An 11,999-nucleotide genomic window follows, 5' to 3' on the forward strand; every position below is an offset into this window, starting at 1 on the left:
AGGACGTGGCAAAATGTGGCAACACCGGTCTCGTCTTGCCATACGGGCTATTTCATTTTGCGTGTGATGCCAAGCTCGATGGCTTTTGATTCCACCGCGCTGACCGTGCGATTGAGTTGGGCGGCGATCTCGCGGTGAACGACTTTGTGGTACAACTTCTTCAACTGGGCGACTTCTTGTTTCGTCCAGGGTTTGTTGTGCTGGCTAAGTTTTGGCATGGAAACCTCTCCTGTTAGTATTTGGTTCCTAGTATAACACATTTTCCTGGGCTTGGCGAATGGCACATGGCGAATAGCGCGACCTAGGCGACGGGCTACTCTGGTTGACCCAGCCCGATGCGTGCGCGTTCGGCGTCCACAGCGAGAACAATCACGTCAATCACATCGCCGACGGTCAACGATGCTGCGCCGCGGCGCATTTGATTCCGGTGCAACAAGCCGTCGTGCTTGACGCCAATATCCACGAACGCGCCAAAATCCACCACGTTGCGCACCGTGCCCTTGAGCCGCATCCCCGTTTGCAAATCTTCGAGCTTGAGCACATCGCGTCGCAGAATCGGCTTGGGCAATTCATCGCGCGGGTCGCGTCCTGGACGCGCGAGTTGATCGAAAATGTCGGCGAGCGTCGGCTCACCGCAACCCAGGATTTGCGCGATGTCGCCGAGCGCATTGTGTTGACGAAATGCCGCGAGCCGCGCCGGCACATCGCGCGCGGCGCTGGGTGCGTCCATCAGCGTGAATAGATTGCGGACGACGGGGTACGATTCAGGATGGATCGCCGTGTTGTCGAGCGGTTCATCGCCGTCGCTCACCCGCAAAAAACCGGCGGCTTGCTCGAACGCTTTGGGACCCAACCCTTTGACCTTGCGGAGCGCCGCGCGATTCCAAAACGCGCCGTTCGCTTCGCGGTGCGCGACGATGGCTCCTGCCAATTTCGGACCAACGCCGGCGACGTAACGCAACAGCGCGGGCGATGCCGTGTTCACATCCACGCCGACCGCGTTCACGACCGATTCCACGACCGCGTCAAGCGCATCGCTCAATTGTTTTTCTTCGAGGTCGTGCTGATACAAGCCGACGCCAATCGAGCGCGCGTCAATCTTGACCAGCTCGGCGAGCGGGTCGAGCACGCGCCGCGCGATGGAAACCGCGCCGCGCAACGTCACGTCGAGGTCGGGCAGTTCTGCGCGCGCGAGCGACGACGCGGAATAGACCGACGCGCCTTGTTCGCTGACGATGAGATATTCGGCGCGCGCGCCCTCCGCAATCGTTTCGGCGACGAGTTGTTCGGTTTCGCGCGACGCCGTGCCGTTGCCAATCGCGTACAAGTCCGCGCCGGTTTTTTCGACGAGCCGTCGCAGAATCGCTTTGCTTTCGCTCCACTGCTTTTGCGGCTCGTGCGGATAGATCGTTCCCGTCGTGACCACTTTACCGGTCGCATCCACCACCGCGATTTTGCAACCCGTCCGAAAACCTGGGTCGAGTCCGATGATCGTGTGTCCGCGAATCGGGGGTTGCAACAAGAGCGCACGCACGTTCTCCGCGAACAGGCGCGTCGCGTGGGCGTTCGCTTCGTCCGTCACCATCCGCCGCACATCGCGTTCGACCGCCGGAAGCAGGAGGCGTTCACACGCGTCTTGGGTCGCGCGCGTCAGTTGTTCCGCGAGCGGCGACGCCGATTGTGCGCGATATTTTTGCGCGAGTCGCGCGAGAATCTCGCCGTCGGGCAAGGCGAATTGAACCTTGAGCGCGCCGGCTTGCTCGCCGCGATTGAGCGCGAGGATTTGGTGCGGACGCGCGCGCGGCAACGGCATCGTGAATTCATAGTACTGCGCGAAAACCTTGCGCGGGTCTTGCGCGGCATCCGCGCGCGCGCTGGTGATCGCGCTCCGCGCGCGCGCGATTGTTCGCGCCGCGCCGCGCAATTCGGGATCATCCGAAATCACTTCGGCGACGATGTCGCGCGCGCCTGCCCATGCTTGATCGGCGTCGGCAACGTCCGCGGACAAGAACGGCGCGGCGAGTTTCGCCAACGAATCGCGCGTGAGCGTCTGCGCGAGAATCAGCTGGGCGAGTGGTTCCAAGCCGCGTTCGCGCGCGATCATCGCGCGGGTGCGGCGTTTGGGTTTGAACGGCAGGTAGATGTCTTCGACGGTTTGCAGCGTCTCGGCAGATTCAATCGCGGTTTGCAGTGCGGGTGTAAGTTTGCCTTGTTCGGTGAGCGACGCGAGCACGCTCGTCTTGCGCTCGGCAAGGTTTCGCAAATAGGCGAGTCGTTCGGCAATCTGGCGCAGTTGCTCTTCGTCGAGCGCAGCGGTGACTTCTTTGCGATAGCGCGCGATGAACGGAATCGTGTTGCCGTCGTCGAGCAATGTGATGGCGGCTTGAACCTGGGTCAGGCGAAGTTTTAGTTCGTGGGCGAGTGTCGAGTCAATGTTCATAGGTGAGTGCGAGTATAGCATGGAGTTGGGAGACCGACAACCTGGCGCGAATTGATTTGCATGTCGCACCGCGCTGTATTATACTTGCCACGATTCAGCAAATCGCGCTGAAACCCAAGCGGCGTTGGATTTCGGTAGGAGTATCGGCACCTTCACAATCGTCATCATTGTAGATGTACGCCAGATATTCCTGCCGACGAATAGACGGTGATGCGATGCGATTTCCCTTTTTCACAAAGAAATTCTGGGGCTGTTGCCTGGTGCTATTGGCAATCATCGGGTTGAGTAATTGGACTCCGCCTCCTCCCAGGGTTGCCGTCGCGGCTTCAGGCAGCACGCTCTATTTGCCTCTGGCGCAGAAAAATATCATCACGAGCGCGCCGCTGTCCGGACCCATCGCGAATGCTCCCTACTTTGCGACTGCTTCGGTGACGCAAGATCGTTTCAGCGAAATGGGAATTTTTTGGTTCGGACGCGTGAGGCAACCGGAGAATTTTGTGGACGTACGAGTTGGCTACAACGACACGGACGTGTACATTTACTGGGCGATCTTCGATCAGTATTTTTGGTACAACCCATCGCCAACGCCCGCCGACCTCACGAACTGGGATGCGACGACGCTGTACCTCGACCTGAATGGAAACGGCAACACGCTTCCTGGGACAACGGCGTATCAATTTGTCAGTCAATTTAGTCAGCCGAGCACCAATCCGCAACCGACGCAATATCAGGCAAGTTATCGTGGTAATGGGTCGGTCTGGCAATCGGCGTCGGTACCCTTTGTAACGACGATCGGCGCGATGGGCGAAGGCGCGCCGAATAGTGGTAATTCCAGTCGCGGGTGGGCGGCATCGTACCGCATTCCATTCGCCAGTCTGGGATTGAGCGGCAAGCCGACAACGGGCACAATTTGGCGGATGGCGTTGATACAACACGACCGCGATGACGCGGCAGGCGCGACCAGAAATCAGCAGATTTGGTTCGACACCCAAGCGCCCGATAACTCGCGCACATGGGGACGTTTGCGATTCGGCGTGCCAACGTACACACCGCCCGCGTCAACGGGCGGCGCGACCGTTACGATTCGACATCGCTTGAACAACGCGGTGGTGCCTGACCTCGACATGGGCGGCGCGAATGATTGCGGCGACGGCTACGACTATTGGACGCAGTGGGGTGATCGAGTCCGTCCGAACGACGGTGATCTGGCGAGCGCCAATCAATCGAACATCGCCGATTGGCCCTGCTTCGGCAAAATCTACGTCACGTTTCCGCTCGATCAAGTGCCGACCAACTCGGTGATCGTCTCGGCGACGTTGACGCTCTATCAATTCGGCAACTCGGGCGATCTCAACTCGCCCAATCCGAATGATCGTCCGCAACCTTCGCCGATCCAGGTGCTCACCGTCGCGCAAGATTGGAATGACCAGACGCTAAGTTGGAACAACGCGCCGCGCGCCGTGGAAAATTTTAGCTACACCTGGGTGCCTGGACTAGCCGCGCTCCCAGGTTGGCCCGGTGTGCCGCGCGTGTGGGATGTGAGTTTGCCGGTCGCGCAGGCGCGCGCTGCCGGCGCGCCACTGCGACTGGCGATCTACACCGCGGACGGCAACTATCACACCGGGCGATACTTTGTTTCATCGGATACCGGCGATTGGAATGCAACCGGGCGTCCGACGTTACACGTGACGTGGGGAAATCCGCAATAGTTTCCGTCAGAATCAAATCAGCTACTGGTTGGGCGTGTACTTGGTCAATGTCAAACTTTGGTATTTCGCTACAGAACCACACGGAATTTCACAGAAATTTTTTATCCTTCTGTGTGTTTCTGTGGATATAAAAGAAATGCGACATTGCCAAAGTAGTAACCTGGTTTGACGTCATTCATATTTCCAAAACAGGAGATCACCCGAATGCCATCCAATTCCTCGGAACGTACGGACGACTCGATTTCTGCTGGCGCGGTCGAAATCAGATCGGTGACTCTATCGCCGACCACGCTCGACGCGGGCGGCGTGCTCAATATAGAGATCACGGTCTTTAACGGCACGACTGAAACACTGACCACGCAAGGTCCGAACCCAGGTTTTATTTACGATGAAGGCGACACGTTTCGCTCGCGCGGATTCACCGAAACGCCCGGCGTGTTTCGCGTTGGAATTGATTTTGATGGACGCGCCGGCGTTGACCATCCGTACCGCTGGGGGCTAGGGTCGCCGCTCGCGCCGGGACAAACCGTGACGATCACCGGCGCGATTCGATTGCGAACCGCGCGCACGATTCAGTACTGGGCGGGACTCGTGCATGAACTCGTCGCGTGGTTGCAGGACCGGCGGGGCGAGCAGACTATCGCGGTGAATCCTGGGGGAACCGTGACGATCACCAACGCGACGCTCGCGCCGACGATGGTAAGCGCGGGCGGATTGCTCAACGTCAGCATCATCGTTCGCAACGACTCGACCGAGACGCTGCAAACGCAGGGTCCCGAACCTGGGTTTATTTACGAGGAAGGCGATACATTTCGTTCGCGCGGATTCACCGAAACGCCCGCTACGTTCCGCGTTGGCATTGATTTCGATGGACGCGCCGGCGTTGACCATCCGTACCGTTGGGGCTTGGGCGCGCCGCTCGCGCCGGGACAAACCGCGACGATCACCGGCGCGATTCGATTGCGAACCGCGCGCACGATCCAGTACTGGGCGGGACTCGTCCACGAACTCGTCGCGTGGTTGCAGGATCGGCAAGGCGCGCAAACGATTACCGTGAGCATCAGCGGTGTGACGATCACGGATGTGACGCTCACACCAACCGCGCTCAGCGCGAATGGGTTGCTGAATGTGAGTTTGGTCGTTCACAACGATTCGCTGGAAACGCTTCAGACCCAGGGTCCTGAACCTGGATTCGTTTACGATGAAGGCGACACATTTCGTTCGCGCGGTTTCACTGAGACGAAAGACGCGTTTCGCGTCGGAATTGATTTCGATGGACGCGCCGGCGTTGACCATCCATACCGCTGGGGTTTAGGCGCGCCGCTCGCGCCGGGACAAACCGCGACAATCACCGGCGCGATTCGTTTGCAGACCGCGCGCGCGATCAACTATTGGTGCGGTTTGGTGCGCGAGCAAGTCGCCTGGCTGGCCGATCGCCAAGGCGCGCGCCTTGTCACCGTCACACCCGCGCCGACGATTTCGTTCAGCGCGACACCGGCTTCGATTTCGATCGGCGAATCGGCGATGTTGCAATGGCTCGTCACCGATGCCAGCGCGGTTTCGCTCGACGGCGAATCTGTCCAACCGGCTGGCTCGCGCGTTGTCACACCTCAGCAGACGACGACGTATGTAATGCGCGTTGATTTCCCCGATGGCACATCGCGCGACCTTGGCGCGAGCATCACTGTCACGCCGGTAAAAATCGCTTCGTTCAACGTCACTCCGAACACGATCACACCCGGCACATCGGCAGTATTGAATTGGAGTACGCAAGACGCCGACCAAGTAATGTTGGACGGCGAAAGCATCCCCGTTTCCGGCTCGCGCGTGGTCACGCCAGCGCAAACGACGGCGTACACGCTGCACGTGGTTTTCTCGGACGGGATTATCAAGGACTATACCGCGACGTTGGCGGTCGAGCAGAACGCGCTCGCGACGATGCTCCAATTCGAACGTTTACCTTTTCTCCGGTTCAACACGCTTGCCGGCGGACAATCGAGTTATGATCGAACTGGAGGCAATCAAGATTGGAACAATTTTCTCGCGCTGGATTCGCATGCAGACAATGTCCTGTTGGACTTGGCAGGGGTGGGCACGGTTTATCGCATTTGGGTAACCGGGAATGATCTCGACGCGGCGCGCATCAAATTTTATTTCGACGGCGAGACGACCCCGCGCGTGAATATGATGATGCGCGATTTGTTCGACGGCAAGACCGCGCCCTTTCTCGCGCCACTCGTTGGGAACGACGCCGTATCGAGTGGAGGTTATTATTGTTACGTTCCCATGTCGTTCAATCGCGGCATCAAGATTACGGCAAACGGTACGCGCGGCACGAATTTCTACTATAACATTGGCTATCATGTTTTCACTCCGGACACATCCGTCACAACGTGGACGACAACGGAAGACAGCTCGGCGGTGCGCGCGCTCTGGAATAAAGCGGGGCAAGACCCCAAGCGCGACAGCGACAACACGCGCGTTTCCGGATTCATCAACCTGGGCACCGGCGCGACCCAGACCATCTTCGATGTTTCAGGCGCGCGTTCCATTTCCTCGATTCGACTTGGCATTCCTGGGGTTGTGGCGCGTCCGTCTTCCGACGTGTACGATATTTTGAACGGTATTTTGATCCGGATTTATTGGGATGACGAATCGAATCCCAGTGTGTCCGCTCCTCTGGGTTCGTTCTTTGCGCTTGGGCAATTCGGAACCTGGCTGACGCGCGCGCTCGCGGCGGGCTTGGATGGTTCCAACACCTTGTACATGTACTTTCCGATGCCGTTTGAAAAACGCGCGCGCATCGAGTTGTTCAACTCGCGCGGCATTCCCACCAACGGCATCGCGTACGAGATCAAGCACAAGCCATTCGTCCTGCCCTTTTCCCAGGTCGGGTATTTCAAAACCCAGTTCGTCAACCAGATTCATACTTCGGGCGACGGCACGGATGTGAATTGTCTCAACATCGAAGGGACTGGACACCTTGTCGGCGTCGTGATCTCGATTCGCGGCGAAGCGAATCGTCTGTTCCTGGAAGGCGACGAACGAATCTACATTGATGATAGTCGAACGCCGGCGATTCACGGTACGGGGACGGAAGATTTTTTCAATGGCGGCTGGTATTTTCGGAGCGGCACCTTTTCGTTGCCGTTGCATGGACTGAGCGCCGATCTGCGGGATAGCAGTTTTGAAAGGATCGGCATGTATCGTTTGTTCTTGCAAGACGCGATCCCGTTCAACAAACATCTGACGGTCGGCGTCGAGCATGGTCCGATTAACGACGCAGACGAAGAAGCGTGGGCGCTCGCGTATTATTATCACAAACCAAAAGTCAGGGCGGTGCTGACCGACATCGTGGATGTTGGAAACGCCGCGAGCGAACAGAGCCACGCGTACGTGATCCATGATGCGACCTGGAACGGCGAGCGTTCTTTTTCGTATGAAGGTGTGAACGATGGAGTCAGTATTGGCGATACCGGGCGCGCGCATACCGGCTCCAGTCAATTTGAGTTGGCGATTCTACCCTCGAACGAAGGCGTCGTCTTGCGACGACGCATGGACTATGGTGTTGCCAATCAAAGTGCGGATGTGTTTGTGGATGGGGTGCGCGTGGGCACGTGGCATCGCGCCGGCAGCAACGGAATCCGTCGTTGGCGGGATGATGATTTTATGATTCCCGCGTCGCTGACCCAGGGGAAAAGCAAAATACTTGTTCGTATCGTTTTCAATTCGTCGGACGGCGATTGGAATGAATTCAATTACAGCGCCTATTCGTGGATCGCGCTGTGAGAGACTTTACCTTCACCAAAATGATTTCACCCCCTCAGACTTGCAAAGTTTTCAGAAACTTTGCAAGTCTGAGTAAACCGACGCGCGTGCGTCATCTTGCACTTGCTCCGCGTGTTCCGCCAGCCGCGCCAGACTCCGCAAGAATTTTTCCGCGCCACGCGACGCGCCGTGGTAAAATCCAATTAGCGTAGATTTCGGGCGCGAGATCGTCGCGGTACAGCTCAATCGCGTTCCGCCGCGCGGTCAAGTCATCGCTCGCCGCGAGTCGTTCGAATTCCCGGGCATCTACCCAGAGGTCAGCGCCTATGCGTAGCGCAATACACCCTTCCACAATCTCCAGCCAAGTGTCAATCGGCGGAGGAACATACGCGGCGTAGAGATTTGGAATACAAAACCATTTGCTCCATTCCTCCGTAAAATCCGGTAGATACCTTTCTTCGTTTCAGAATCACAGCAAACACAGCGGGCTACTTTACCAATGCGCGCACGCGCGATCACCCTTGAGAGAAATTAGCACAGAGTCGTCAGGCATGGTGTTCACCACCATGGATGAAAACAGCGCGGACTGACCTTCCAGGTTTCGCGCATGCGCCTGGAAAGTCTCGATAACCTATTTTCAATTCGGAAAGGAGGGATGTCTTTAAGAAGTGCCAAGAGTTTGCGTTGTGTCACGTTTTCAACTCGTGACGCAATTTGCGAATCACAGTAAAGGCAAATTGCGTCATTCACATACGGAAGGAGAAATTCGGATGTCTGCACGAACAATCCTGGCTCCCCTTTTCATTCTTGCGCTTGCCGTGCTATTGATTGCATCGAGCAGTCCAGTCGCGGCGGATGAAGGGCGCTCACTCAAAACGAAACTCACGGGCGCGGCAGAGGCGCCGACACCCGGCGACCCCGACGGCAAAGGCAAGGCAAAGGTCGTACTCAATTCGGACGATCAGACGGTCTGCTTTGATATCAAGGTCAAAAAGGTCGCGCCGATCACTGCCGCACATATCCACATCGCGCCTGTTGGCGTCGCCGGTCCCGTGGTCGTGAGCTTTAACGTCCCGGTGAACGGACTCGAAGGTTGTGTGGGCGGCGTTTCACCCACTCTGATCAATGCGATCCGTCAGAACCCATCGGCGTACTATGTCAACGTCCACAATGCCGATTTTCCGGGAGGGGCATTGCGCGGTCAACTTGGCAGAGAGGATGATGACGATTAATTGAGACAAGACCTTTCAGGTCCACAGAACCTGAAAGGTCTTGCTTTTTTCTTGCTTGACACCACGAGTTGATAACTGGAGAGACACTTGGTCGGCTATCAAAACCTGGTGTTGGGGCAACCCAGTCGGTTTGATTCCGACACAGTGAAATACGAGACCTCAAAAAAATGGACGCGGTTAAATTTCAACCGCGTTCGTTCCCTACTTTGCCGTCCACTTGCCGATGCGTGCTTTCCACGCGGCTTGCCAATCGTACTGCTTGACGCGCCACGTGCCGACGATGCCATACGGCACGAACAACACGAGCAAGATGTAGATCAAGCCGAACACCAACTGCCACACCGAGCCGAGCCACAGGTTGAGAAAGTATCCGAGCAGTTGCAAAACGCCCGCGCCCAACATCGGTCCGATGATCGTGCCGGATCCGCCGATGATCGCCATCAACAACGCGTTGATCGTCGTGCCCACTTCCATCGTCAGCGGCGTCGCGCTCTGATTCCACATCGCGTTCAACGCGCCGGCGAGCGCGGCGATGATGCCGGAGATGATCGTCGCTTGCACCTTGAAGACGAGCGTGTTGTAGCCAATCGAAGTCGCGCGCGCTTCGTTCTCGCGGATCGCCGCCCACACGCGACCCGACGGCGAATCCACAAACAGTTTCACGAGCAAAAAGATCGCGACTGCAAACGCGAGCGAGAGGAAATAAAATTCAGTGCGATGCAAAGTCGGGCTGATCGCATCGGGAATTGGAATGCCGTGCAGACCATCCTCTGCGCCCGTCCATTGTTTGAAATCGGTCGCCTCGACCAGGATGAACGCGACCGTCGCGAACGCGAGTGTGACCATCGCAAAGTAGACGCCGTGCACGCGCAACGACAACACGCCGATGATGAAACTTTCCACCGCGGCGATGACGATGACGGCGAAAATCGCAGCGGGCAACGACCACTGCGCGTACTTGACCAAGATGCCGAGCGCGTACGCGCCGGTGCCAAAAAATAAGGCGTGCCCGAATGACAGAATACCGGTGTGCCCCATTAAAATGTCATAACTCAACGCGAACACGGCAAGAATAAAGACCTGGATCATCAACCCTTGACTGAACAGCGGCATGCCCTTGTTCAACGGTTCGCCGGTCAGGAACGCGATGGCGAACGGAAACGCGATGAGAGCAGCGAGGAGGATGAACAAACCAATGTGGCTTTTCAGAATTTTTTGCATGGTGCCTCTATGGAAATGAGGGAAATGAGGGAAATGAAGGAAATGAGGTAAGTTTCTTCATTTCCTTCATTCCCCTTTTTTCCTTTTTTGCTTCCTTTCTTCAATCTTTCTTTCCAAAAATACCGGTCGGTTTCAAGAACAGCACGATCGCCATGATCAACACGGTGGAGGCGCGCGCAATTGCCGGCGAACCAGAAATCGAATCACTCATCCACGGCAGTTGAATGCCGGCGAGCACGATGTGATCGCCGTACGCGCGCGCGAGTCCGACGAGCAACGCGCCAATCGCCGCGCCCGGAATACTGCCCAAGCCGCCAATCACGACGACGATGAACGCTTGCAAGAGAAATTCCATCGCCATCCCAGGATACACGCCCAGGAACGGCGCGGCGACGACGCCGCCCAAGCCGGCGAGCGCCGCGCCAATCCCAAAAACGAGCGTGAACACGCGGCGCACATTGATGCCGAGCGCCTCGACCATCTCGCTGTCTTGCACGCCTGCGCGAATAATCATGCCAAAGCGCGTGCGTTGCAGCAAGAGCGCAATCGCCAGCACCATGATGACGCCAATCAGGATGATGAACAAGCGATAACTGGGGAACGGTCGCCCCATCACAAAAACCGAATCGCAGTGTTGCGAAAACCACATCAGCAAATTATCGGATGGGCAATCCTTGCTCGCCGTGTTGAACCATTTCGGAATCTCCATGAACGCGCCGGCGGGTCCCCACACGAATCGCACGACTTGATCGAATACAAACGTCAACCCGAGCGTCAACAAAATTTGGTAGATCGGTCGCGCGTAGAGCGGGCGAATCAAACCCCACTCCATCAACGCGCCGAGCGCGCCGCCCGTCGCCGCGCCGACGACAATCGCCAGCAGAAATCGCCAGTTGCTGTCGGTGTTCAAAATGATTTGCTCGCCCGCATCGCGCGCGAACAAGACGATCAACGCGGCGATGCCGAGTCCAACGACGAGCAACAGCGACTGCCGCGCCGGCGCTTGCAAGCGTTCGGCGGAACGCGTGGATGCGCCCGCGCTGGCAACGACGCCCGCCGCAAACACGCCGGCGATTCGCATGAGCATCGTCCCGAGCGGCTCTTGCGCTTCGGCAGTCGGAATGACCTTGCCTGTCATCGTCATGCCCATCGCGACGAGTTTGTCAATCGGAAAATCGCGCGCCGCGATCATCGCGATGACGAACGCGATGAGAAACGCCAGCCAACGCCCCCAACGCGGCAACGCGATGAATCGCGCGAGGATTGGACTGAGCGCGAAACCGGCGACGAGCGCGAACAAGAGCGGTCCCGTGTTGAAGAGCAAACGCGGATTGGTGTAGAACGTCCAGCCCGCGTACGCGCCCAGCATAAAGAGCGAGCCGTGCGCGAAATTCAACACATCCATCAAGCCAAAGATCAGCGACACGCCCGACGCGACGAGAAAGTACAACGCGGCGAGGGTGACGCCGGAGAGAATGATGCTCGACGCGGTCGGTCCACTCATTCCATTGAACATGAGCGCGAGGACGAGCACGACGATGAGTGCCGTGATTAACGTGTTTCGATTTTGTGTGATTAAAGTCATGGTTGGCTCACTGAACGATTCGTGATTCGTGGCACGTAAAATCA

At 57.4% G+C, this 11,999-nt stretch carries 8 protein-coding genes; 3 read left to right on the plus strand and 5 right to left on the minus strand.

The annotated features are described in order from the left end of the window. Positions 1-47: 47 nt before the first annotated feature. Complete coding sequence (locus HY868_00290) at positions 48-218, minus strand: hypothetical protein (protein MBI5300544.1); 171 nt, start codon at positions 216-218, stop codon at positions 48-50. 95 nt (positions 219-313) lie between these two features. Beyond that, positions 314-2,440: an RNA-binding transcriptional accessory protein gene (locus HY868_00295; protein MBI5300545.1), complete on the minus strand. Its 2,127-nt coding sequence runs from the start codon at positions 2,438-2,440 to the stop codon at positions 314-316. Positions 2,441-2,655: 215 nt separating this feature from the next. Here HY868_00295 and HY868_00300 point away from each other — a divergent pair, with 215 nt between their 5' ends. Both HY868_00300 and HY868_00305 read left to right on the plus strand, forming a co-directional pair. Further along, positions 2,656-4,149 carry a DNRLRE domain-containing protein gene (locus HY868_00300; GenBank protein ID MBI5300546.1) on the plus strand — a complete coding sequence of 498 codons (1,494 nt, stop codon included), beginning with the start codon at positions 2,656-2,658 and terminating at the stop codon, positions 4,147-4,149. 204 nt (positions 4,150-4,353) lie between these two features. Beyond that, positions 4,354-7,938, plus strand: a complete 3,585-nt coding sequence (locus tag HY868_00305; GenBank protein ID MBI5300547.1) for a DUF2961 domain-containing protein — start codon at positions 4,354-4,356, stop codon at positions 7,936-7,938. 51 nt (positions 7,939-7,989) lie between these two features. On the opposite strand, the gene HY868_00310 is transcribed toward HY868_00305, so the two are convergent. Further along, positions 7,990-8,163 (minus strand): hypothetical protein, encoded by a 174-nt coding sequence (locus tag HY868_00310; GenBank protein MBI5300548.1) that lies wholly within the window; start codon positions 8,161-8,163, stop codon positions 7,990-7,992. Positions 8,164-8,687: 524 nt separating this feature from the next. Here HY868_00310 and HY868_00315 point away from each other — a divergent pair. After that, on the plus strand, positions 8,688-9,149 hold the full coding sequence (locus HY868_00315) for a CHRD domain-containing protein (GenBank protein ID MBI5300549.1): 462 nt from the start codon (positions 8,688-8,690) through the stop codon (positions 9,147-9,149). A 201-nt stretch (positions 9,150-9,350) separates the two neighbouring features. On the opposite strand, the gene HY868_00320 is transcribed toward HY868_00315, so the two are convergent. Together HY868_00320 and HY868_00325 are read right to left on the minus strand one after the other, a co-directional pair. Beyond that, positions 9,351-10,370, minus strand: a complete 1,020-nt coding sequence (locus HY868_00320) for a branched-chain amino acid ABC transporter permease (protein MBI5300550.1) — start codon at positions 10,368-10,370, stop codon at positions 9,351-9,353. A 100-nt stretch (positions 10,371-10,470) separates the two neighbouring features. Beyond that, the gene (locus HY868_00325; GenBank protein MBI5300551.1) at positions 10,471-11,955 is read right to left on the minus strand and encodes a branched-chain amino acid ABC transporter permease; all 1,485 of its coding nucleotides are present in this window, start codon (positions 11,953-11,955) and stop codon (positions 10,471-10,473) included. Positions 11,956-11,999 lie beyond the last annotated feature (44 nt).

The sequence above is a fragment of the Chloroflexota bacterium genome (assembly GCA_016219275.1).
Classification (GTDB): domain Bacteria; phylum Chloroflexota; class Anaerolineae; order UBA4142; family UBA4142; genus JACRBM01.

What these genes read in the sequence shown, in the direction of transcription:
- HY868_00290 (MBI5300544.1), bottom strand. Translation starts at nt 218, where the DNA reads ATGCCAAAACTTAGCCAGCACAACAAACCCTGGACGAAACAAGAAGTC.
- HY868_00295 (MBI5300545.1), bottom strand. Translation starts at nt 2,440, where the DNA reads ATGAACATTGACTCGACACTCGCCCACGAACTAAAACTTCGCCTGACC.
- HY868_00300 (MBI5300546.1), top strand. Translation starts at nt 2,656, where the DNA reads ATGCGATTTCCCTTTTTCACAAAGAAATTCTGGGGCTGTTGCCTGGTG.
- HY868_00305 (MBI5300547.1), top strand. Translation starts at nt 4,354, where the DNA reads ATGCCATCCAATTCCTCGGAACGTACGGACGACTCGATTTCTGCTGGC.
- HY868_00315 (MBI5300549.1), top strand. Translation starts at nt 8,688, where the DNA reads ATGTCTGCACGAACAATCCTGGCTCCCCTTTTCATTCTTGCGCTTGCC.
- HY868_00320 (MBI5300550.1), bottom strand. Translation starts at nt 10,370, where the DNA reads ATGCAAAAAATTCTGAAAAGCCACATTGGTTTGTTCATCCTCCTCGCT.
- HY868_00325 (MBI5300551.1), bottom strand. Translation starts at nt 11,955, where the DNA reads ATGACTTTAATCACACAAAATCGAAACACGTTAATCACGGCACTCATC.